The sequence below is a fragment of the Streptomyces sp. NPDC059009 genome, from assembly GCF_042740175.1.
Classification (GTDB): Bacteria; Actinomycetota; Actinomycetes; order Streptomycetales; family Streptomycetaceae; genus Streptomyces.
Window position 1 is genome coordinate 56,154 of sequence record NZ_JBHYJB010000015.1, and the last position, 25,259, is coordinate 81,412.

The following is a 25,259-nucleotide window of genomic DNA, read 5'->3' on the forward strand; positions in this document are numbered from 1 at the left end:
CCTCCGGGCCGCACGGCCGGCCCCTCCCGTGGCCGGTGGGAAATGGTCTATCGCAGCCGCTCGCAGATCATCCGCGCCACGAGATCCGCCTGGTCCTGCACGAAGTAGTGCGTCCCGCCCGGGACCACCTCGAGGGACACCTCGCGGGCGTAGTACTCCCACGCCCGGTAGCCGACCTCGACGCCGTCCGTGGCCGGGTCCGCGTCGCCGATGACCACGTGGACGGGGGCGTCGAGACGGTTCCAGTCCTTCGCCGAGTCGGCCAGGAAGCGGATGCCCTCGCCCATGTCGTGGCGCAGGACGCGCAGCACGTGCTGCAGATCCCGCTCGTCGAATGCCTGATCGAAGCCGCCCAGCGAGACCAGGAACGCGTGCAGTTCCTCGTCGCTGGTGGCGAGCGCGGCGTCGATCGACTCGTCCGTGAGGGCGGGTGCGAACTCGCCGATCTGCCAGGGCGCGCCCAGGTGGACCGCCGCCAGGGGCAGCTCCCGGTCCTCCAGTCCGCGGGCGAGGAGCACCGCGAGCAGGGTGCCCGCGCAGTGCCCGTACAGGCTGAACGGTCCCTCGACCGAGGCGGTGATCTCCTCGGCGAGGCGGGCCACGGACTCGTTGCGGTCCACCATGGGCTGGTCGGGCAGCACCGGGTCGTGGCCGGGCAGGGCCACCGTCCACAGGTCCACGTCCGCCGGCAGCTGTTCGGCCAGCGGCTGGTACACGGTGGCGCTGCCGCCGCCGTAGGGGATGCAGACGATGCTGTGCCGCGGGGCCTGACCCGGGGCCCGGTCCGGGGTGAGCCGGTGCAGCCAGCGGTGCGTGCCGTCGCCGTCGGTGGTGGCCAGGTGCTCGGCGAGGGCGCGCGGCGTGGGGTTCTTGAACACCGCGATCACGGAAAGCCCCTGGCCGATGGCGCGGGCGAGCGTCACGGCCTTGAAGGAGTCGCCGCCGATGTCGAAGAAGTTGTCGTCGATGCCGACCTCGGGGATGCCGAGGACCTCGCTCCAGACCTCGACGATGCGCCGCTCGGCCGCGTTGGTCGGCGGGGTGACCGCCCCGGTCCGGCCCGTGGTGAGGGCAGGGGTGGGGGCGGGCAGCGCCTTGCGGTTCAGCTTCCCGTTGGTGGTCAGCGGGATGGCGTCGATCAGGACATAGGCGGTCGGCACCATGTACGAGGGCAGGACGCCCTTCAACGCGGCGCGCAGCGCGGCCGGTTCGGGCCCGCCGTCGGCGGCACCGCCTTCGCAACGGCTGCTTTCGCCGCCCCCGGCCGACGCGGGCACCACGTACGCCGTCAGGACGCTGTCCCCGACCGCGTCGGCGCGCACCAGGACGCGCGCCTCCGCCACCCCCTCCTGTGCGATCAGCGCCGCCTCGATCTCGCCCGGCTCGATGCGGAAGCCGCGCAGCTTGATCTGGTCGTCCGCCCGCCCCAGATACTCCAGTTGACCGTTCCGCGTCCAGCGCGCCAGGTCGCCGGAGCGGTAGAGGCGGCTGCCGGGCGGGCCGAAGGGGTTGTCGACGAAGCGTTCGGCGGTCAGCTCCGGGCGGCCCAGGTAGCCGCGGGCGAGCTGGCCGCCCGCCACGTACATCTCCCCCGGAACCCCGGCGGGCACCGGCCGGCGCGCCCCGTCCAGGACGTGGACCTCCAGGCCCGGCAGGCCGATGCCGATGGTGCTGCCGGTCTGCTCCGCGACCAGCGCCTCGGTGAGCGCGAGATGGCTGACGTGCACGGTCGTCTCGGTGATGCCGTACATGTTGACGAGGGTCGGCGCGTCCTCGGCGTGCCGCCCGTACCAGTCGCCGAGCTGCGCCAGGTCGAGGGCCTCGCCGCCGAACACCACGTACCGCAGGGCGAGTTGGGCGCCCAGCTCCGGCGCCTCACGGTCGGCGCGCATCAGCTGGTAGAAGGCGGACGGCGTCTGGTTGAGGACCGTGACCCCTTCCCGTACCAGCAGGGCGAGGAAGTCCTGCGGGGAGCGGCTCACCTCGTACGGGACCATGACCAGGCGGCCGCCGTGGAGCAGCGGGCCCCACAGCTCCCACACCGAGAAGTCGAAGGCGTACGAGTGGAACATGGTCCACACGTCGTCCCCGTCGAAGCCGAACAGGCCCTGGGAGGCGGTGAACAGGTTCATCACGTTCTCGTGCGTGACGACGACGCCCTTGGGGCGTCCGGTGGATCCGGACGTGTAGATGACGTACGCGGCGTCGGCGGCGCCCGCCGGTGCGGTGCGCTCGGCCGGGTCGAGGTCGTGGCCCGGCAGGCCGGAGAGGGTCTCTTCCGTCGTGGCCTCGGCGAGCGGGACGCGGGGCACGTCGCTGTCGGGGAGCCGGTCGGCGACCTCCGCCGTGGTGACGAGCAGCTCGGGGCCCGCGTCCTGAAGGATGTAGCCGATCCGGTCCCCCGGGCTGTCCGGGTCGATGGGCACGTACGCGGCCCCCGACTTCACGACGGCGAGCAGCGCGACGACCAGGTCGGCCGAGCGCGGCAGGGCGACCGCCACGAACCGGCCGGGTCCCGCGCCGCGGGCCGCGAGGAGGCGGGCGAGCCGGTTGGCCCGCGTGTTGAGCTCGGCGTAGTCGAGCGTCACGCCGTCGAAGGTGAGCGCGAGGCTGTCGGCCGCCCGGGCCGCCTGTGCCTCGAACGCCTCGGCCAGCGTCACGTCGGGCACGGGGCCGGCCGGCCCGCCCGCGCGGGCCCAGCGCGCCAGCCGCTCCTTCTCCGCGGCGTCCAGGACGTCGACGTCGTCGACCGCGATCGCCGGGTCCGCCACGACCTGGCGCAGCACCCGTACGAACCGCTCGGCGAGGCGCGCGACGGAGTCGCGGTCGAAGAGGTCGGAGGCGTACTCGATGAGCCCATCCACCCGACGCCCGTCCGCGCCGCCGGTACCCCCGGTACCCCGGGTACCGCCGGTCTCCGTCAGGTTGAAGAGCAGGTCGAACTTCGACACCCCGGTCCGCACGGACACGAACTCGGCCTCTAGGTCCGGCAGTTCGACGTCCGGCCGGGCGAGGTTCTGCCAGGACAGCATCACCTGGAACAGCGGCGGGTACGCGGTGGAGCGCTCCGGGTTGAGCACCTCCACCAGACGCTCGAACGGCACGTCCTGGTGGTCGTAGGCGGCCAGGGCCTTGCCCTGCACCTGCCCCACGAGCTGCGCGAACGTCGGGTTGTCCGCCAGCTCCGCACGGAGCACCCAGGTGTTCACGAAGATCCCGACCAGTTCGCTGAGCGCCTCGTCGGTGCGGCCCGCGATCGGGGAGCCGATCGTGATGTCGTCGCCCGCCCCGAGGCGGCGCAGCAGCACGGCGAGCGCCGACTGCATGACCATGGACACGGTGACGTCCCGCGCGAGCGCCAACTCCTCGATGGCGTCCAGGAGTTCACCGTCGATGGTGAAGTCGAGCAGCTCACCCCGGTGGCTGGCCCGCTCCGGCCGGGGGCGGTCGGTGGGCAGCTGGATCGGCTGCGGCACGTCCGTCAGCTCCTGGCGCCAGTACTCGGACTGACGGGACAGGACGCTGTCGGGGTCGGCCGCGTCCCCGAGCAGCTCGCGCTGCCACAGGGTGTAGTCGGCGTACTGGACGGGCAGTTCGGTGAAGTCCGGCGCCCGCCCCTCGCGGCGTGCGGTGTAGGCCGCCGAGACCTCCCGCACCAGCGGCCCCATGGACCCGCCGTCCGTCGCGATGTGGTGGATCACGAGGGCGAGGATGTGCTCGTCGGCACGGACGCGCACGATGCGGGCGCGCACGGGGATCTCCGCGCCGAGCCTGAACTCGTAGGCGGCCGCCTCGGCCAGGACGTCATCGACTTCCCCGGCCGCGGCTCCTCCGTCCATTGCGACGTCGACGACGGGCACCTCGAAGTCCACCTGGTCCACGGGCAGCACCACCTGCGCGGGCGTCCCGTCGGCGTCCTCCACGTACACGGTGCGCAGGCTCTCGTGCCGGGCGACGACGTCCCGGAGCGCGGCGGCAAGAGCGTCCGTGTCGAGCTCGCCGGTGAGCTTCAGGTTCAGCGGGATGTTGTACGTGGCGGACGGCCCTTCCAGCTTGTCCATGAACCACAGGCGGCGCTGGGCGAAGGACAGCGGCAGCTTCCCGGGCCGTTCCGTGACCCGCTGGAGGGGGCGCCGCAGCGGAGTGGTGTTCTCCGCCCCGAGATGGACGGCGAGTTCGGCGACCGTCGGCGACGTGAAGACCGTCTTGATCGGTATCTCGGCACCGAATTCGGTGCGGACGCGGCTGACCAGCCGCGTCGCCAGGAGCGAGTGCCCGCCGAGAGCGAAGAAGCTGTCGTCGATACCGACCGGCCGCTCCGGGCTGAAGCCGAGGACCTCGGCGAACAGCCCGGCCAGGGTCTCCTCCCCGGTGGTGCGCGGCGCCCGGTGTGCGACGGCGGTGAACTCCGGCTCGGGCAGGGCCCGCCGGTCCAGCTTCCCGTTCGGGAGGAGGGGGAGCCGGTCGAGGAGGACGAAGGCTGCCGGGACCATGAACTCGGGCAGCCGGTCGGCGACGAACCCTCGCACCTCCGCCACCGTGAGCCGCTCCCGCGCGAGCCCCTTGCTCTCGCTGGTCACGGCATAGCCGACGAGCTGCTGACCGGTGTGGGCTCCGGCTCCTTCACGGACGATGACGGCGGCCTGAGTGAGGGCCGGGTGCGTGGTGAGCACGGCCTCGACCTCGCCCGGCTCGACGCGGAAACCGCGGACCTTGACCTGACTGTCGCTGCGGCCGAGGTACTCCAGCCGCCCGTCGGCACCGAAGCGAGCGAGGTCGCCCGTGCGGTACATGCGGGCGCCGGGCACCGCGCTGAAGGGGTCGGCCACGAACCGGTCGGCGGTCAGGTCCGGCCGCCCGTGGTAGCCACGGCCGACGCTTCCGCCCACGTACAGCTCCCCCACCACACCCGAAGGAACGGGCTGGAGCGCGGAGTTGAGGACGTAGGTGCGCATGTTGCCCAGCGGCGAGCCGATCGGCGCGGAGCCGCCCTGGCCGTCCCAGTCCTGATCCCCGTGGAGGGTGAAGGTGGTCGCGTAGAAGGACTCCGTCTGCCCGTACGCGTTGACGACCCGAACCCCCGGGAACAGCTCCCGGACGCGGGCCACCAGGCCCGCGGGCAGCGCCTCGCCCGCGAAGACCAGGGTGTCGACCGTCGCGTTGCCCGCCAACTGGTCGGCCAGCTCGGCGAAAGCGGAGGGCACGGTGGAGATGACCTGACCGTCCCAGCCCGCGCGCTCGCCGAGCACCAGGACGTCGCGGACGATCTCGATCGAGCCACCGTGGCACAGGCTGGTGAACAGCTCGAAGACGGACACATCGAAGTTGATGGACGTGCTCGTCAGGGCGCGACGGCCCGGACCGGCCGCGATGCACTCGCTGAGGCGCGAGACACCGTTCACCACATTGCCGTGCGTGACGGCCACGCCCTTCGGGGTGCCGCTCGAACCGGACGTGTACATCACGTATGCCAAGTCGGCGCCGCCTACAGCGTGTTCGTTCCCGAGATCGCTCCCGTCCCCGGCGAGCAGGTCCACCTCATCCAGGAACAGCACCTCGGCTGCGGCATTCTCCGGCAGCACAGCCACCGTGTCCGAATCCGTGAGGATCACATGCGGCGCGGCCTCACCGAGGATGAAGCCAAGGCGGTGGCTCGGGTACTTCGGATCGACCGGCAGATACGCGCCCCCGGCCTTCCACACCGCCAGCAGCCCGACCACGAGATCGGCGGACCGAGGCAGCGACACCGCGACGACGGAACCACGCCGCACCCCGCGCTCGACCAGCACCCGCGCCAGCCGGTTCGCCCGCGCGTTCACCTCCGCGTACGAGAACTCGACACCCTCGCACACCACGGCCAACGCGCCCGCATCCACACCCACTTGGCGCTCGAACAGCTCCGGCACCGAAGCCCCGGCCACCGGCACCGACGTCGCGTTGAGCGCGGCGAACCGCTCCCGCTCACCGTCCGCCAGCACATCGACCCGGCCCACCGGGATCTGCGGGTCCGCCACCAACTGCCCCAGTACAGAGGCGAGTCGGGCGGCGATCGTCTCGACGGCATCCCGTTCCAGCGCGCTCGGCTGGTATTGGAGGTGCACTTGGAGGTGGGGGTCGGCGCCGACCATCAAGGTGAGCGGGTAGTGGGTGCCGGACATCGGGCGGATGCCGGTGAAGGAGATGCCGCCCGCCGTGTTGGCCTCGGCGAGGGCGACCTGGTCGACGGGGTAGGACTGGAAGACGACCAGGGTGTCGAACAGTTCCTTGAGCCCCATGGACTGCTGGATGTCGGACAGCCCGTGGTGGTGATGGTCCAGCAGGGCGCCCTGCCGCTGCTGCAGCCCGCGCAAGAGCTCCGCGAGCGAATCGCCGGGTGCGCACTGCACGCGTACGGGAAGGGTGTTGATGAACATGCCGACCATCGCGTTCACGCCCGGCACCGCGGGCGGGCGACCGGACACCGTCGCGCCGAACACCACGTCCGAGCGGCCCGTCAGCTGCCCCAGCAGCACCGCCCAGGCGCCCTGCACGAGCGTGTTCACCGTGACGCCCAGCTCGGCGGCCCGGCGCACCAGCGCCCTGGCGTCCGCCGCCGACAGGGGCGTGCTCACCTGGCCGATGCCCGTGCTCTCGACGTCGGTGACGGCGCCGGGCAGGAGCAGCGTGGGCTCCTCCACGCCGTCGAGTTCCCGCGCCCAGGCCCGCGCGGACGCCTCGTGGTCCTGGCCGTCCAGCCAGGCCAGGAAGTCGCGGTAGCCACGCACCCGCGGCAGCGCGGTCGCGGCGCCGTGCGCCCCGTACAGGCGCAGGATGTCCTGCATCAGGATGGGGAACGACCAGCCGTCGAAGAGGACGTGGTGCGCGGTGAGGACGAGTTGGGCGTCGTCCTCGCCCATGCGCACCAGTGTCATCCGCAGCAGCGGAGGGGCTGCCGGGTCGAAGTGCGCGGCGTGGTCCTCGGCGAGGAGCCGCTCGAAGGCTTCGGTGCGGGCGTCGTCGGCGAGGCCGCTCACGTCGATGTGCCGCCACGGCAGTTCGACGTTCTCGCTGACGATCTGGACGAGGTCGCCGCGCAGGTCGTACGTGAACGCGGTGCGGAGGTTGGGGTACCGGTCCAGGAGCGCCTGTCCGGCCGCCCGCATGCGGTCCGGGTCGACCTGGCCCTCGATGCGGAAGGCCAGCTGCATCTGGTACGCGTCGAAGTCGTCGTCGTTGAGCATGGCGTGGAACAGGAGCCCGGACTGGAGGGCCGTGAGCGGCCACACGTCCGAGAGGGCCGGGTAGCGGCGCTCCCAGACCTCGATGTCCTGCTGGGTGGCCCGCACGAGCGGCAGGTCCGAGGGCGTGAACCCGCCCGCGTCCGGGGCGGACACATGCCGGGCGATGCCCTCCAGGGCCTCGCACCACAGGTCCGCGAGCTCCTGCACCTCCGCGCGGTCGAGGACACCCGTGGGGAACCCGATGACCGCGTCGAGCCGGCCGCCCTCGTCGGTGTCGACCACCATCGAGTTGAACTCGACGGTCGACATCACCGGCATGTCGGCGTCCAGGTCCGCGGTCACGGTGTCGGTGTCCGGCACCTGGGTCCAGCCGAGGCCGCGCAGGTGGTCGGGCATGTCGGCGGCGGAGAAGCGGCCGAGGTAGTTGAAGCTGATCTGTCCGGTGGGGTGCCGGGCCAGTTCCGTGCTCGTCTCGTCGTTGAGGTAGCGCAGCAGACCGAAGCCGAGTCCCTTGTCCGGTACGGCGAGCAGCTGCTCCTTCACTGCTTTCAGGACCCCGCCCATGGCCGCACCACCGGCCAGCGCGTCGTCGACGTCGAACCCGGCCGTGTCCACACGCACCGGGAACATGCTCGTGAACCAGCCCACAGTGCTCGACAGGTCCGCGCCCGCCACGACCTCCTGCTCCCGCCCGTGACCCTCCAGCTTGATGAGCGCGGACGACTCCTCCACTCCACGCCCCCGCCGCCACTTGGCGACGGCCACCGCGAGCGCGGTCAGCAGCCCGTCGTTCACGCCGCCACGGAAGGCAGCGGGCACCGATGTGAGCAGGGTTTCCGTGACGGACGGCGACACCCGCACGCGGACGCGGTCGACGGTGGACATCACATCCACCTCCGGGTCCAGCGCCCGCGAGCCCAGGAGCGGGTCCGGGCCGTCGACAACCGCCTGCCACAAGGGCAGTTCGGCCGTGCGCGCAAGGCTGTGAGCCTCGTCCATGAGGGCGTGCGTCCAGCGCCGCACCGACGTCCCGGCGGCCGGCAGCTCCGGCGCCGCGCCTTCCCGTACGCGCCTCCATGCCTCGGCGAGGTCGGGCAGCAGGATCCGCCAGGACACTCCGTCGACGACGAGGTGATGCAGGGCGAGGAGCAGACGGCCCGCGCCATCGCCCTGCCCCGTGTCTGCCTCCGCGCTCTCCCCTGCGCTCTCGTCCCTGTCGAACCAGACGAACTGGGCCATGACCCCGCCCGCCGGGTCCAACCGGCCGACGGCGGCGTCCAGTTCGGCGGCCGCGCGACGCTGCCAGTCCGTTCCGTCCCAGGCGACGCGGCGCACCAGGGCGGGCACGTCGGCCGAGCCCACCGGGTCGATGCGCAGGCTCCCGCCGCTCTCGTCGAGGTCGAGGCGGGAGCGCAGGACGTCGTGGCGGTCGACGACCGCGCGCAGCGTCGCGTGCAGACCCTCCGCGTCGATGCCGCGGGGCAGGTCCACCGCGAGGGACATGGCGAACCGGCGGTGTCCGCCGCCCAGTTCGAGCAGGTACGCGGCGACGGGCAGCAGCGGCACCACACCGGTGCCCCCGCCCTCGAACTCCTCCAGGGCGGCGACGCTCCCCGTGCTCCCGGCCGCCTCGGCGAGCTCCGCCACGGTCCGGTGTTCGAAGATCTGCCGGGGGGTCACCTCGACGCCCTGCGCACGCGCCCGGGTGACCACCTGGATGGAGCGGATGCTGTCGCCGCCGACCACGAAGAAGTCGTCGTCGACGCCCACGCGGTCGAGGCCCAGGACGCCCGCATAGACGCCCGCGAGGATCTCCTCGACGCGCGTGCGCGGCGCCCGGTACTCGCCCCCGGCCGGCTCGGGCTCCGGCAGCGCGGCCCGGTCCAGCTTCCCGTTCGGCATCAACGGAAGCCGGTCGAGGAGCACGAGGGCCGACGGCACCATGAACTCGGGCAGCCTGCCCGACACGAACGACCGCACATCCCGTACGGAGAGACGGCCCGCGAGGACGTACTCGCTGTCCCCCACGCCCGCGCCCTCGGCGTCATCGCCGTCGCGCCGGGTGGAGAACGGGACGACGTAACCGACCAGCTGCTGACCGGTGTTGGCCCCCGCACCGTCGCGGACGAGGACGGCGGCCTGCGCGACGGCGGGGTGCGCGGTCAGCGCGGCCTCGACCTCGCCCGGCTCGACGCGGAACCCACGCACCTTGACCTGGCTGTCGCTGCGGCCGAGGTACTCCAGCCGCCCGTCGGCGTCGAAGCGGGCCAGGTCCCCGGTGCGGTACATGCGGGCGCCGGGCACCGCGCTGAAGGGGTCGGCCACGAAACGGTCGGCGGTCAGGTCGGGTCGGCCGTGGTAGCCGTGCGCGATGCTTCCGCCGACGTACAGCTCCCCCACCACGCCTGAAGGGACCTGCTGGAGCGCGGAGTTGAGGACGTAGGTGCGCATGTTGCCCAGCGGCGAGCCGATAGGAGTGACGGCGGCATGATCGTGCCCGTCATGGTCACCGTCGACGGAGTACGTGGTCGCGTAGAAGGACTCCGTCTGCCCGTACGCGTTGACGACCCGAACCCCCGGGAACAGCTCCCGCACCCGGCTCACCAGGCCCGCCGGGAGCCCCTCGCCCGCGAAGACCAGGGTGTCGACCGTCGCGTTGCCCGCCAACTGGTCAGCCAGCTCGGCGAAAGCGGACGGGACGGTGGAGATGATGTTGCCGGGCCATGTCTCGCGGCCGCGCTCGCCCAGGACCAGGACGTCGCGGACGATCTCGATCGAGCCGCCGTGGCACAGGCTGGTGAACAGCTCGAAGACGGACACATCGAAGTTGATGGACGTGCTCGCCAGGGCACGGCGGCCCGGACCGGCCGCGATGCATTCACTGAGGCGGGACACACCGTTGACGACATTGCCGTGCGTGACGGCCACGCCCTTCGGGGTGCCGCTCGAACCGGACGTGTACATCACATACGCCAAGTCGGCGCCGCCTACGGCGTGTTCGGCCCCGAGGTCGCCGCCGTCCCCGGCGAGCAGGTCGATCTCATCCAGGAACAGCACCTCGGCGTCACCGCTCTGCGGGAGCACGGCGACCGTGTCCGAGTCCGTGAGGATCACGCACGGCGCGGCCTCACCGAGGATGAAGTCCAGCCGGTGGCTGGGGTACTTGGGGTCGACCGGCAGATACGCGCCCCCGGCCTTCCACACCGCGAGCAGTCCCGCGACGAGGTCGGCGGACCGGGGCAGCGACACCGCCACCACGGAACCGCGCCCCACCCCGCGCTCGACCAGTACGCGCGCCAGCCGGTTCGCCCGCGCGTTCAGCTCCGCGTACGAGAACTCGACGCCCTCGCACACCACGGCGACCTCATCGGCACGGTCCCGCGCCTGCCGCTCGAAGAGCTGTGGAGTCAGGGCGGCCGCCGCGGGCGCCGACGTCTCGTTCAGCGCGGCCAGCCACGCGCGCTCGCCGGGTGCGAGGACGTCCACCTGGCCGACCGCCGCCTGCGGTTCGGCCGTCAACTGCCGCAGCACCCGCACGAATCGGTCGGCGATGCGCTCGGCCGTCGCGCGGTCGAAGAGGTCGGTGGCGTACTCGACGAGGCCCTGGACGTCCCGTGCGCCGGTGTCGGCCGTGCGCTCCGTGAGGTTGAAGAACAGGTCGAACTTGGCAGTGCCGGTGGTCGCGTGCACGAAGTCCACGCGGAGGCCCGGCAGGGCGAAGTCGGCCTGGGTGAAGTTCTGCCAGGCGAACATGACCTGGAACAGCGGGTGGTGGGCGGTGGAGCGGTCCGGGTTGAGGAGCTCCACCAGACGCTCGAAGGGTGCGTCCTGGTTTCCGTAGGCGCCGAGCGCCTTCTCCTTCACCTGCTCCAGCAGTCCGTCGAAGGACAGCGGCCGGGTGAGCTCGGCGCGCAGCACCCAGGTGTTGACGAAGAACCCGATGAGGTCGTTCAGGGCCTCGTCGGTGCGGCCCGCGATCGGGGAGCCGATGGCGATGTCGTCGCCCGCGCCCAGCTGGCGCAGCAGCACGGCGAGCGCCGCCTGCATGACCATCGAGACGGTCACGTCGCGCTCCTGCGCCAACTGCTCTATGCGCGCCAGGAGTTCGCCGTCCAGGGTGAACTCGGTCATGTCGCCGCGGTGGCTGGCCTTGGGCGGGCGCGGCCGGTCCGTCGGGAGCTGGAGCGGCTGCGGAATCCCGGCGAGGGCCTCCTGCCAGTAGCCGGTCTGGGCGGACAGGAGGCTGTCCGGGTCGGCCTCCTCGCCGAGGAGTTCGCGCTGCCACAGGGTGTAGTCGGCGTACTGGACGGGCAGTTCGGGCACCTCGGGCACGCGGCCCTCGCGGTGGGCGGCGTAGGCCGCCGAGACCTCGCGGATCAGCGCGGCGATCGACTCGCCGTCCCCCGCGATGTGGTGGAGGACGAGGGAGAGGATGTGCTCGTCGGGCCGCACGCGCAGGACGCGGGCGCGCAGGGGGATCTCCGAGGACAGGTCGAAGGCGTACCGGGCCGCCTCGGCGACGGCCCCGGACACCTCGTCCGCCGCCACCGCCACCACGGGCACGTCCGGGACCGTCTCGGCCACGGGCAGCACCACTTGCAGGGGCACCCCGTCGGTGTCCTCGGCGAACACGGTGCGCAGGCTCTCGTGCCGGGCGACGACGTCCCGGAGCGCGGCGGCGAGGGCATCGGTGTCGAGCTCGCCGGTGAGCTTCAGGTGCAGCGGGATGTTGTACGTGGCCGACGGGCCCTCGAACTTGTCCATGAACCACAGGCGGCGCTGGGCGAAGGACAGGGGCAGCCTGTCGGGGCGCCGGGTCACCCGGCGGAGGGTGCGGCGCAGCGGGGTGGTGCCCACGGCCAGGTGCGCGGCGAGTTCGGCGACGGTCGGCGACGTGAAGACTGTCTTGATCGGTATCTCGGCGCCGAGTTCGGTGCGGACGCGGCTGATCAGCCGCGTCGCCAGGAGCGAGTGCCCGCCGAGGGCGAAGAAGCTGTCGTCGATGCCGACCGGCCGCTCCGGGCTGAAGCCGAGGACCTCGGCGAACAGCCCGGCCAGGGCCTCTTCTCCGGTGGTGCGGGGCGCCCGGTGTGCGACGACGGTGAACTCCGGCTCGGGCAGGGCCCGCCGGTCCAGCTTCCCGTTCGGGAGGAGGGGGAGCCGGTCGAGGAGGACGAAGGCCGCCGGAACCATGAACTCGGGCAGCCGGTCGGCCACGAACCTCCTCAGGTCCTCGACCGTGAGCCCGCCTTCCGGGGCCGCCACGACGTAACCGGCCAGCTGCTGACCGGTGTTGGCCCCCGCACCGTCGCGGACGATGACGGCGGCCTGCGCGACGGCGTGGTGCGCGGTCAGCGCAGCTTCGACCTCGCCCGGCTCGACGCGGAACCCACGCACCTTGACTTGACTGTCGCTGCGGCCGAGGTACTCCAGCCGCCCGTCGGCGTCGAAGCGGGCCAGGTCCCCGGTGCGGTACATGCGGGCGCCGGGCACCGCGCTGAACGGGTCGGCCACGAAACGGTCGGCGGTCAGGTCGGGTCGGCCGTGGTAGCCGTGCGCGATGCTTCCGCCGACGTACAGCTCCCCCACCACGCCTGAAGGGACCTGCTGGAGCGCGGAGTTGAGGACGTAGGTGCGCATGTTGCCCAGCGGCGAGCCGATGGGGATCACGGCGGCATGGTCATGCCCGTCATGGTCACCGTCGACGGTGTACGTGGTCGCGTAGAAGGACTCCGTCTGCCCGTACGCGTTGACGACCCGAACCCCCGGGAACAGCTCCCGGACGCGGGCGACCAGGCCCGCGGGCAGTGCCTCGCCCGCGAAGACCAGGGTGTCGACCGTCGCCGCGTTGTCCGCCAACTGGTCAGCCAGCTCGGCGAAAGCGGAGGGCACGGTGGAGATGACCTGACCGTCCCACCCCGCGCGCTCGCCGAGCACCAGGACGTCACGGACGATCTCGATCGAGCCGCCGTGGCACAGGCTGGTGAACAGCTCGAAGACGGACACATCGAAGTTGATGGACGTGCTCGCCAGGGCACGGCGGCCCGGACCGGCCGCGATGCATTCACTGAGGCGGGACACACCGTTGACGACATTGCCGTGCGTGACGGCCACGCCCTTCGGAGTGCCGCTCGAACCGGACGTGTACATCACATACGCCAAGTCGGCGCCGCCTACGGCGTGTTCGGCCCCGAGGTCGCTGCCGTCCCCGGCGAGCAGGTCGATCTCATCCAGGAACAGCGAGTCGATCGCACTCGTCTCCGGCAGGACCCCCACTGTGTCCGAGTCCGTGAGGACCAGCTCCGGCCGGGCCTCGCCCAGGATGAAGTCCAGCCGGTGGCTCGGGTACTTCGGGTCGACCGGCAGATACGCGCCCCCGGCCTTCCACACCGCCAGCAGCCCGGTGACCAGATCCGCGGACCGGGGCAGCGACACCGCCACCACGGAACCGCGCCCCACCCCGCGCTCGACCAGTACGCGCGCCAGCCGGTTCGCCCGCGCGTTCACCTCCGCGTACGAGAACTCGACACCCTCGCACACCACAGCCAACGCACCCGCATCCACACTTACTTGGCGCTCGAACAGCTCCGGCACCGAAGCCCCGGCCACCGGCACCGACGTCTCATTGAGCGCGGCGAACCGCTCCCGCTCACCGTCCGCCAGCACATCGACCCGACCCACGGCGCCCTGCGGATCGGCCACCAACTGCCGTAGCACACGCGCCAGTCGGGCGGCGATCTCGTCGGCCGAGTCCTGCTGGAACAGGTGGCGCTGGTAGTGCAGGGCCAGCCGCAGTTGGGGGTCGACCTCGGCCATCACGGTGAGCGGGTAGTGGGTGCTGGAGACGGGGCGGATGCCGGTGACGGCGATGCCGGCCGCGTCGTTCGCCTCGTTGATGCCGAGGCGGTCCACGGGATAGGACTCGAACACCACCAGGGTGTCGAAGAGCGTCTGGATGCCCAGGTCCTGCTGGATGTCGGAGAGCCCGTGGTGGTGATGGTCCAGGAGGGCGCCCTGCCGCTGCTGGAGGCCCCGCAGAAGGTCGGCGAAGGAGTCGCCGGGTGCGCACTGCACGCGTACGGGAAGGGTGTTGATGAACATGCCGACCATCGCGTCGACCCCCGGCACCGCGGCCGGGCGACCGGACACCGTCGCGCCGAACACCACGTCCGAGCGGCCCGTCAGCTGCCCCAGCAGCACCGCCCAGGCACCCTGCACGAGCGTGTTGAGCGTGACCCCGAGTTCGGCGGCCCGGCGCACAAGCCCCTTGGCCTCCTCGGCCGACAGCGGCACTCCGGCCTGGCCGATGCCCGTGCTCTCGGTGTCGGTGACGGCTCCGGGCAGGAGCAGCGTGGGCTCCTCCACGCCGTCGAGTTCCCGCGCCCAGGCCCGCGCGGACGCCTCGTGGTCCTGGCCGTCCAGCCAGGCCAGGAAGTCGCGGTAGCCACGCACCCCGGGCAGGCCCGCGGGGTCGCCGTGCGCCCCGTACAGCATGAGGAGGTCCCGCATCAGGATGGGGAACGACCAGCCGTCGAAGAGGACGTGGTTGGCGGTCAGGACGAGTTCGCTGTGGTCGGGGGCCATCCTGACCAGCGTCAGTCGGAGCATGGGCGGCGCGGCCGGGTCGAAGTGCGTCCCGTGGTCCTCGACGAGGAAGCTCTCGAAGGCTTCGGTGCGGGCGGCGCTGTCGCCGAGTCCGGTCAAGTCGAGCTCGTGCCAGGGGAGTTCGGCGCCGTCGACCACGATCTGGACCTGGTGGCCCGCGGAGTCGGTGACGAAGGCGGTGCGCAGGTTGGCGTGGCGGTCGAGGAGCGCCTGTCCGGCCGCCCGCATGCGCTCCGGGTCGACCCGGCCCTCGAGGTGGAAGGCCAGCTGCATCTGGTACGCGTCGTAGGTGGCGTCGGCCAGCATCGTGTGGAAGAGCAGGCCGGACTGGAGGGGGGTGAGGGGCCAGACGTCGGTCAGTGTCGGGTGGCGGCGCTCCCAGTCCTCGATGTCCTGCTGGGTGGCCCGGACCAGCGGCAGGTCCGACGGGGTGCGGCCGCCTGCGTCCGGGGCCGACACATGACGGGCGATGCCCTCCAGGGCCTCGCACCACAGGTCCGCGAGCTGCTGCACCTCCGCGCGGTCGAGCACGCCCGTGGGGAATCCGATGGTGGCGTCCAGCTGACCGCCCTGGCCGGTGTCGACGACGAGGACGTTGATGTCGACGGTCGACATCGCGGGCCGGTCCGCGCCGGGCGGCGCCGCGAGCTCGGCCGCCTGGGTCCAGCCGAGGCCGCGGAGGTGGTCGGGCATGTCGGTGGCGGCGGAGAAGTGGCCGAGGTAGTTGAAGCCGATCTGTCCCGTCGCGTGCCGGGCCAGTTCGGCGCCCGTCTCGTCGTTGAGGTAGCGCAGCAGACCGAAGCCGAGTCCCTTGTCCGGTACGGCGAGCAGCTGCTCCTTCACTGCTTTCAGGACCCCGCCCATGGCCGCACCACCGGCCAGCGCGTCATCGAGGTCGAACCCGGCCGTGTCCACACGCACCGGGAACATGCTCGTGAACCAGCCCACAGTGCTCGACAGATCGGCGCCCGCCACGACCTCCTGCTCCCGCCCGTGACCCTCCAGCTTGATGAGCGCGGACGACTCCTCCACCCCGCGTCCGCGCCGCCACTTGGCGACGGCCACCGCGAGCGCGGTCAGCAGCCCGTCCTGCACACCACCGCGGAACACGGCGGGCACCGATGCGAGCAGCGCCTCGGTGACCGAGGGCGACACCCGCACGCGGACGCGGTCGACGGTGGACATCACATCCACCTCCGGGTCCAGCGCCCGCGAGCCGAGGAGCGGGTCCGGGCCGTCGAGGACGGACCGCCACAGGTCCATCTCGGCGAGCCGTTCGGTGCTGTGGGCCTCGTCGATGAGGGCGTGCGTCCAGCGCCGCACCGACGTCCCGGTGGCCGGGAGCTCCGGCGCCGCGCCTTCCCGTACGGCCTTCCATGCCTCGGCGAGGTCGGGCAGCAGGATCCGCCAGGACACTCCGTCGACGACGAGGTGGTGGAGGACCACCCAGAGCCGCCCCTTGCCTCCTGACGTCGGGCTGTCTCCTGGTGTCGGGGTGCCTTCCGACGTCGGGGTGAACCACACGAAGCGGGCCATCATGCCGTCGGCCGGCTTGAGGAGCCGGGCCGCCGCGTCCAGCTCGGCCGCCACCAGGCGGTCCCACTCCTCGCCCGCCCACGCGCCGTCGTGCTCGACGCGGTGGATCAGCTGCGCCACGTCCACGGAGCCCGCCGGACCGACGTGGAGGGAGGCATCGGGGCCGCCCGTACCGTCGAGGACCAGGCGTGAGCGCAGCACGTCGTGGTGGTCCACGACGGCGCTCAGGGTCGCCGTGAGGCCGGGCAGGTCGATGCCCTCGGGGAGGTCGAGCAGCATGGCCATCGCGAACTGGTCGTAGCCGCCGAGTTCGAGCATGTAGGCCGCGATCGGCAGCAGCGGCACCGCTCCCGTGCCCCCGCCCTCGAACTCCTCCAGGACGGCGGCGGCTCCGGTGTTGCCCGCCGCCTCGGCGACGCCCGCGACCGTGCGCCGCTCGAAGATCTGCTGGGGCGTGACCTCGACGCCTTGGGCGCGGGCCCGGGAGACCACCTGGATGGAGCGGATGCTGTCGCCGCCGACCACGAAGAAGTCGTCGTCGATGCCGACCCGCTCCAGTCCGAGGACGCCCGCGTAGACCCCGGCGAGGATCTCCTCGACCGGTGTGCGGGGCGCCCGGTACCGGCCCCCGCCGAACTCCGGCTCCGGGAGCGCCGCCCGGTCCAGCTTTCCGTTGGGCAGCAGCGGCAGGTGGTCGAGGACGACGAAGGCCGACGGCACCATGAACTCCGGCAGCCGGCTCGCGGCGAACTCACGGAGCTCCCGCACCGAGAGCCCGGCGGCCAGGTCCAGCTCCATGACGCCCCGGTCGGCGCCGCCGGAGCGGCCACCGCCCGAGCCCACGGGGACGACGTAACCCACCAGGCGCTTCCCGGAGTTGGCGGCGTCCCCGGCACGCCCGGCGGCCTCGTGGGCGATCACCACGGCCTGGCCGACGGCGGGGTGCGCGACGAGCGCGGCCTCGACCTCGCCCGGCTCGACACGGAAGCCGCGCACCTTCACCTGTGCGTCGTCGCGGCCCAGGTATTCGAGCTGCCCGTCCGCGTTCCAGCGGGCGAGGTCGCCCGTGCGGTACATGCGGGCGCCGGGCTCGGCCCCGAACGGGTCCGGCACGAACCGGTCCGCGGTCAGCTCGGGCCGCCCGTAGTACCCGCGCGCGATGCTGCCGCCCACGTACAACTCGCCCACCACACCGGCAGGTACGGGCCGCAGCGCGGGGCTGAGGACGTAGGTGCGCATGTTCCCCAGGGGCGCCCCGATGGGGGTGCCGCCCCGCTCCTCGTCCCCGCTCCGCCCGCCGTCGAGGGTGTGGGTGGTCGCGTAGAAGGACTCCGTCTGCCCGTACGCGTTGACGATCCTGACCCCCGGCAGGGCTTCCCTGACCCGGCTCACCAGGCTCCCGGGGAGCGCCTCACCGGCGAACACCAGGGTGTCGACCGTCGGGTTCCCCGCCAGTTGGTCCACCAGCTCGGCGAAGGCGGACGGCACGGTGGAGATGATGTGGCCGCCCCACGCGCCCCGGCCGCTCTCGCCGAGCACCAGGACGTCGCGGACCATCTCGATGGACCCGCCGTGGCAGAGGCTGGTGAAGATCTCGAAGACGGACACATCGAAGTTGATGGACGTGCTCGCCAGGGCGCGGCGCCCGGGACCGGCGGCGATGCACTCGCGCAGGCGGGAGACGCCGTTGACGAGGTTGCCGTGGCTGATCGCCACGCCCTTGGGCGTCCCGCTCGAACCGGACGTGTACATCACATACGCCAAGTCGGCTTCTGTTACGGCTCGTTGGGCGTCGGGATCGCTTCCGTCGCCGGTGGCCAGGTCGACCTCGTCGAGGAAGAGCACCTCGGCGTCGTCGCTCTGCGGGAGCACGGACACGGTGTCGGAGTCCATGAGGATCAGATGGGGCCGGGCCTCGCCGAGGATGTAGTCGAGCCGGTGGCTGGGGTACTTGGGGTCGACGGGCAGATACGCGCCTCCGGCCTTCCACACCGCGAGCAGCCCCGCGACGAGGTCGGCGGACCGCGGCAACGACACCGCCACCACAGAACCGCGCCGCACCCCGCGCTCGACCAGTACGCGCGCCAGCCGGTTCGCGCGCGCGTTCAGCTCTCCGTACGAGAAGTCGGTTCCCTCGCAGGTGACGGCGACCGCGTCGGCGTGGGCGTGCACCTGCCCCTGGAACAGCTCCGGAAGGGACGCCGCCGCCGTCGGTGCCGACGTCTCGTTGAGCGCGGCCAGCCGCTCCCGTTCGTCGGCCGCCAGGACGTCGATCCGGCCCACCGCGATCCGCGGATCCGCCGCCAACGCCCGCACGAATGCGAGCCATTGGGAGGAGTAGAGACCCAGATCCGTGTCGCTGTAGTGCTGCCCATTTCCCTCGAAGGAGATCTGCAGATCGCCCACGACCCGGCTGTCGTAGAACATAATCATCATCAACTCGTCGGTGACGCCCGGGGTGCAGCCGTCCCAGGTCGCCGTGCAGCCGTCGATTTCCATTCCCGTGACAAAGGGAAGGACGTTGACGCACGTACCGAAAGGCGAGCTGGCGATCGAACCGTCCAGGCCCTGCACGCGCCGAATGGCGGCGACTTCGTAGGCGGAGTGCTTCACTCCGGCTTTCATGTCGGCACCCACCGCGTGGGCGACGTCGGCGAAACTGGCGGACAGCGGGACCCGCACCCGCAGCGGGACGATATTGGCCCGCATTCCGTACGTGTTCCGCAGGATGCCGCCGCGGCTGGCCGCGGGCGTGGAGAGGGTGAACTCCTCCGGGTTTCCCATGGAGCGGAAGAACGCGGCCGTCGCGGCCGTCAGGAATACGGGTGTCGACACCCCGATGGACGCGGCGGCCTCGGTCCACCGGGCCATCTCACCGCTCTCGACGTCCACGACGCGGCGCAGCGACACATGGGTGTCGGAGCTGCGCTCGCCCTGGAGACGCCCGGCCGGGGGCAGGTCCTCCAGATAGGCCCGCCAGTACGCCGCGTCCTCCTCGAACTGGGCGGATCCGTAGTAGCGGACGTCCTCCTCGTTGATCTGCTCCGGCCCCGCGGACGTGCACTCGGGCAGCGGGGTGCCGTGCTTCAGGGCCGCGTGGACCTCGTTGAAGCGGCGCATGAGGAGGCGCATCGTCCCGTAGCCGTCGGTCACCACGTGGTGGATGACCAGCGCCAGCATGAACCGGGTCTCGCCGAGCTTGAGGAGGCCCGCGCGGAACAGCAGGTCACGCTCGAAGTCGAAGGGCGTGCGGTCGAGGTCGGCGACGAACTCCCGTGCCGCGGCCTCCGGTTCGGGCTCGCCGCTCATGTCGGCGAAGAACGGCTCCCAGTCGCCGATGTCCCGCACCACTTGCCGCAGGCCGTCGTCGGTCTCCACGAAATTGACGAGGGCGTTGCTGTGTTCGCTGAATACATGCCGGAGCGTCCGGAGGAAATGCGGGACATCCAATTCACCCTCGATCGTCCAGCGCACGCCGATGACGTTCGACTGGTCCGGGGCGAACTTCTGTGACAGCCAAATGCCTTCCTGCCGGGGGGACACCTTGAAATAGCCGGAAGACTGCATGGCCACCAAACTCCTTGCGATGCTCGACACGGGTGCGGGCGCACGTAACACACGTCTCAACTGCGCAGCTACTCAGTCTTAATAGGACAACTCCCCAAGTCAATCGCGCAGTTGCACACTCCGGTCGGCCACCGAAGGCAATTTCCGGACCGGAACATTCCGGTCAGGTCGCACGGGCGGCAGCAGGAATAGAACCGCGAAAGAACATGGAAAGGAGCCATGAAAGCGAGTACGGGAAGAAGCATCGACGGAAGCACGGAAGGAATGCACGGAAGACACCGGGGAAAGAAGCGCGGAAGGAATGCGGACCCGTAGGGAGGGGGCGGCGGGTCCGGCAGGGCCGACGGGGACAGCGGCAGGTCCGGGAGGCCCGGCAGCCGACCCGGCGTGTCCGGCTGGTGGGCGCCGACGGGTGCGGCTAGCCGACGTCGGCGGGGGCGAGGCCCAGGGCGGTGAGCGCGGACTCGCCCGCGGTGGTGTGCTCGGCCCCGGCGAGCAGCAGCGTGCGCGCCGACTGGTAGCGGCAGCCGGCCGCGTCGAACGCCGCCGCCGTGGCGAGCAGCCGCGGCCGGTCACCGTCGAGCAGCGCCTGCGCCCGGTCGACCTGGGCGGCGGCCACCGGGTTGCCCTCCACCACGGCCCGGGCGGCCGCGACCCGGGCCCGGGCCTCGGGGTGCCCGGCGAGCACCGCCGCCTCCGCCCGCAGGGCCGCGTACCAGTGCAGCCAGATCCAGCACACCCACTTCCACACCTGCTCCGGCTCGGGCGCGAGCCGCTCCGCCGCGGCCACGGCGTCCCCGTGGTGGAGCAGGACCATGGCGTCGAAGACCGCGCCGTAGCCGTGCCGGTGTTCCGGCGCCGTGTCGGCCCGCCCGGCCACCGCGAGCCAGCTCTCCCGCTCCGCGTCGTCGCCGCGCAGCCCGTGGACCATGGCCACCGCCGAGGCCGCCGCACCGAGGGAGAGCGAGCGCTGACGGCCGCTCCGCTCCCACGCCTCGACGAACCGCACACTGCGGCTCAGCACCGCGTCGGCGTGCCCGGCGAAGGCGTCGGCGGTCAGGATCCAGCAGGTGGCCTGGTGGCCCGCCTCGGCCAGCAGCGGATGCCCGGCGAGCCGCTCGCCCCACCGCCGGGCCCGGGGCAGGTCGCCCACGCCGAGGGCGGTTCCGGAGGCCATGGCGAGGGCGTCCATCACCTCGTGTGTGGCGGCGGGGGTGGGCGGCACGGACGCCAGGAGGTCGACGCGGCGGCGGGCGGCGGCCGCGACGGCGAAGGAGTCGCCGGTCCAACTCCGGGCGCCGGAGAGCGCGTCGAGGGCGGCGGACTCCGCCACGGGCTCGCCCTCGCGCCGCGCTGCCTCGACGGCACGCTCGGCGGCTGCGACGGTCTCGTGCACGGAGTTGTCCGTGTCCCCCTGCAGCGCGCCGAAGGCGTCGGCGAGAACCGCTGCTTCGGCGAGGGCCACGGCCGCGTGGGCGGCGTCGCCGGACAGCTCGCGGGCCCGCGCGAGCAGGGCGGTCGCCTCGGCCACGGCCGGCAGCCGCGTGAAGGAGGTGGAGAAGCGGTACGCGACGGTGGCGGCGGCCGCCAGGTCGCGGGCCGCCCCGACGCGGTCCCCGGCCCGCAACGCGGCGTCCGCGGCCGCACGGTGCAGCCGGAACATGTCGTCGCCGAGCCTGCGGCACCCGGCCACGGCGGCAGCGTTCCGCAGCTCGTCGGCGCCGGAGGCACAGGGGTCGCCAGAGGCACAGGAGTCGCCGAGGGCGCCCGCAGCAGCGGAGTCAGCGGGGAAACCGGGCGTGGCGGCGAGCCGGGCGGCCTGCTCATACCGCTCCTGCGCCTCGTCCAGCAGGTTCCGGGTGAAGGCGAGTTCGGCCAGGGACACGGCGAGGCGATGGGCGTCCGCGCGCAGCTCCGGCTGGTCGACCGCCCAGGCGAGGCCCGCCCGCAGATCGTCCGCGACGGCGTCGAACCGGGCGCGCCAGTCGGCGCCCGAACCCTCCGCCAGCCCGCTCGCGGCGGCCAGGCACCACGCCACGTGGCGGGACCGGACCACGACCGACTCACCGGCCTCGTCGAGCCGTTCCCTCCCGTACTGCCGAATGGTCTCCAGGGCCTGGTACCGCGTGCCGGTCTCGGACGGCACGACGGCCAGCAGGCTCTGCTCGGCGAGCCTGCCGAGCCCGTCGACGACCGCGGCGGGCTCCAGCGCGTGGATCCCGGCCACCCCGGCGACCCCGGCCACCTCGGCGACCCCGGCCACCTCGGCGACCCCGGCGACCCCGGCAACCCCGGCGACCCCGGCAACCCCGGCGACCCCGGCGACCCCGGCGACAGCCTCAGCAGTGAACGGCGCGACGAACACCGACACCCGGCGCAACAGCGCCTGGTCCCACGGCTCCAACAGGTCATGGCTCCAGTCGAGGACCGCGCGCACCGACCGGTGCCGCTCGTCCACGCGGGAGCCGCCGCTGAGGATGAGCAACTGGTCGGAGAGGCCGGAGGCGAGGCCGTCCAGGCCGAGCGTGGACCACCGCGCGGCGGCCAGCTCGATGGCCAGGGCCATGCCGCCGAGCCGTTCGCAGATGTCCACGACACCTTCGCTCACCGCCGGGCCCAGCGGCTGCCCGACCGCCGCCGCCCGGTCCATGAACAGGGCCACCGCCTCGGAGTCGTCGCCACCGGCCCGCGAGAGCGGCGGGACCGGGAAGACCCACTCGAAGGGCACCATGAGGCGAGCCCGGCTGGTGGCGAGCACCCGTACGCCCGGACAGGCCGCGAGCAGCGGCTCCAGGAACGGGGCCACTCCGTCGCGCAGGTGCTCGCAGTTGTCGAGCACCAGCAGCATCCGCCGGTCGGCGAGGGCGGCCGTCAGGGCCTCGTCGATGTCGCGTCCGGGTTGCTCGCCCACGCCCACGGCGGCGGCGACCGCCGCGCCCACCCGTGCCGGATCGGTCACCGGGACGAGGTCGACGAAGCCCACTCCGTCGGCGAAGTCCCCGGCCACGTCCGCCGCCACCGCGAGGGCGAGCCGGGTCTTCCCGACCCCGCCCGGACCGACGGCGGTCACGAGCCTGCGCTCCTTGGCGGCCGCGCCCAACTCCCCGCGCTCCCGGCCCCGTCCGACGAACGCGGTCAGCGGCGCCGGGAGCACGGCCGCCGAACGCGAAGGCCCCGCGCCGGCCCGCTCGGCCGCCCGCCGCGACAGCGCCCGCCGGTCCGCCACCTCCAGCTTGCGCAGCAGCGACGAGACATGGGACTCGACGGTCCGTACGGAGATGAACAGCCGCGCGGCGATCTCCGCGTTGCTGAGGTGCTCCCCGAGGAGAGCGAGCACGTCGCTCTCCCGAGCCGAGATCACTGGAGTGGTCACCGGGTCATTATCGGGGGCGTGTTCGAGGGGCATGTCGGTCGGGACCCTGTCCGCAGTGGCTGTCGGCGGCCACTCTCAGAGGTGGCCCTCGGTGCCGGCTCTCCGTGGTGCGTTCCGTGGTCACCACGGAGGCGGTCGGTGCGGGTCCGCGGGAACCTGAGACCACAGCAGAGACCGGCTCTCCGAACGGCCGGGGCCGCCGCCCAAGACCGCACCCAGAAGACCGAGGACCACCATGCCCACCACCCCCGCTCCCCCTCCGCCTCCCGCTCCCCGCAGCCGCACGGACCGCCGCCACGACACCGCCCACCGCCTGGCCCACGACGTCGACATCTGGGTGGCCACCGCCTCCCCCGACGGCACGCCCTACCTGGTCCCGCTGTCCTTCCACTGGGACGGCGAGGCGGTCCTGGTCGCGACCCCGGCGGACAGCCCGACCGGCAGAAACCTGGCCGCGACGCGCACGGCCCGCCTGGGCCTCGGCCCGACCCGCGACGTGACGATGATCGAGGCAACGGCAGAGGTCATCGAAGTGGACGCGCTGCCCCGGCAGTTGGCCGACGCCTTCACCGCACACACCGGCTTCGACCCGCGCACGCCGACGACGCCGTACCGCTGGTTCCGCCTCTCACCGAGCCGTGTGCAGGCATGGCGCGAGGCGAACGAACTACCGGGGCGGACGTTGATGCGTGACGGCAACTGGCTGTCCTGAACCCACACCACGAAGGAGACGAAAGATGAAGAAGAACACGACGGCGAAGACGACGACAGCGAAGACAACGGTGACGACGGCGGCGGCGAAGAGTACGGCCGACAACACGGCCGACAACACGAACGACGCCAAGACCGAAGGTTTCACGGACGAGGAACGGGCGGCGATGAAGGACCACGCCCAGGAGCTCAGGACAGCCCGGCGCACGTCACGCATGTCCAAGGCGGAGGCGGCGGCGCAGGCGGAGAGCGACGTGCTCGCGAAGATCGCCGAGATGCCGGAGCCGGACCGGGTCCTGGCGGAGCGGATCCACGCCATCGTGAAGGCGGACGCACCGGCCCTGGCGCCGAAGCTCTGGTACGGGATGCCCGCCTACGCCCTGGACGGCAAGGTCGTCTGCTTCTTCCAGGCCGCGCAGAAGTTCAAGTCGCGCTACGCGACGCTCGGCTTCAGCGACCAGGCGCACCTCGACGAGGGCACGATGTGGCCGGCCGCGTACGCGCTGACCGGGCTGACGCCGGAGGCCGAGGCACGGATCAGTACGCTGATCAAGCAGGCGGTGCGCTGAGCCCGGGCGCCGGGTGCCGGGCGCCGGGCGGCCATGTGGCCGAGAACGGGGAGCCGATGCCTCCGGGCGTCCTGGGCCGAGACCGACTGCCCGAGCAAGCCTCAGGACGGGGAGAGTCGCTGTGATCGTCTGGGTGAACGGTGCCTTCGGCAGCGGAAAGACCACATTGGTGGAGGAGTTGCGCCCGCGGTGGCCCGAAGCCCTGGTCTACGACCCGGAGTTGGTCGGGTACGCGCTGCGGGAGATCGTGGAGGTGCCCACCGGGGACTTCCAGGACCTCCGGCTGTGGCGGCGCCAGGTCGCCGGTCTCGCGATCGGTCTGGTCGAGGAGTACCGCCGTCCCCTGCTCGTCCCGATGACCCTGGTCGACCCCGCGTACGTGGGTGAGATCTTCGACGCGCTGCGGGACGCCGCCCTCGACATCCACCACTTCTTCCTCAAGGTCCCCCGCGACGTCCTGGAGCAGCGCATCGACGGCCGGGTCCTGGTCCCGGGGGACCCCGAACGGGAGGCGAAGGTCCGGCGCTGGTGCAAGGACCGGATCGCCCCGTGCGAGGCGGCGGCCGACTCCCTGCCCGGCGACACGGAGTTCCTGGACGGCCGGCTCCCCCCGCAGGAGCTGGCCGAACAGGTGCTGACCCGTCTCGGCGTGACGCCCCGGTCGTGATCGCCCGCGCC

General features: G+C 72.3%; 5 protein-coding genes. 3 read left to right on the forward strand and 2 right to left on the reverse strand.

Annotated features, from left to right (window positions below):
* Positions 1-47: 47 nt before the first annotated feature.
* Both ACFWYM_RS17210 and ACFWYM_RS17215 read right to left on the reverse strand, forming a co-directional pair.
* Positions 48-19,934 carry a non-ribosomal peptide synthase/polyketide synthase gene (locus ACFWYM_RS17210; protein WP_384836886.1) on the reverse strand — a complete coding sequence of 6,629 codons (19,887 nt, stop codon included), beginning with the start codon at positions 19,932-19,934 and terminating at the stop codon, positions 48-50.
* Positions 19,935-20,346: 412 nt separating this feature from the next.
* Complete coding sequence (locus tag ACFWYM_RS17215; RefSeq protein ID WP_384836889.1) at positions 20,347-23,301, reverse strand: ATP-binding protein; 2,955 nt, start codon at positions 23,299-23,301, stop codon at positions 20,347-20,349.
* Positions 23,302-23,536: 235 nt separating this feature from the next.
* On the opposite strand from ACFWYM_RS17215, the gene ACFWYM_RS17220 reads away from it, so the two are divergent.
* From ACFWYM_RS17220 to ACFWYM_RS17230, 3 genes are all read left to right on the forward strand, one after another.
* Positions 23,537-24,013 (forward strand): pyridoxamine 5'-phosphate oxidase family protein, encoded by a 477-nt coding sequence (locus tag ACFWYM_RS17220; protein ID WP_384836892.1) that lies wholly within the window; start codon positions 23,537-23,539, stop codon positions 24,011-24,013.
* Positions 24,014-24,179: 166 nt separating this feature from the next.
* A complete protein-coding gene (locus ACFWYM_RS17225) occupies positions 24,180-24,581 on the forward strand; it encodes an iron chaperone (RefSeq protein WP_384837146.1) in 402 nt (133 codons plus the stop codon).
* Positions 24,582-24,702: 121 nt separating this feature from the next.
* Positions 24,703-25,248 (forward strand): AAA family ATPase, encoded by a 546-nt coding sequence (locus tag ACFWYM_RS17230; protein ID WP_384836896.1) that lies wholly within the window; start codon positions 24,703-24,705, stop codon positions 25,246-25,248.
* Positions 25,249-25,259 lie beyond the last annotated feature (11 nt).

Excerpts from the sequence above, each read along its gene's own strand:
- ACFWYM_RS17220 (WP_384836892.1), top strand. The coding sequence starts at position 23,537 with ATGCCCACCACCCCCGCTCCCCCTCCGCCTCCCGCTCCCCGCAGCCGC.
- ACFWYM_RS17225 (WP_384837146.1), top strand. The coding sequence starts at position 24,180 with ATGAAGGACCACGCCCAGGAGCTCAGGACAGCCCGGCGCACGTCACGC.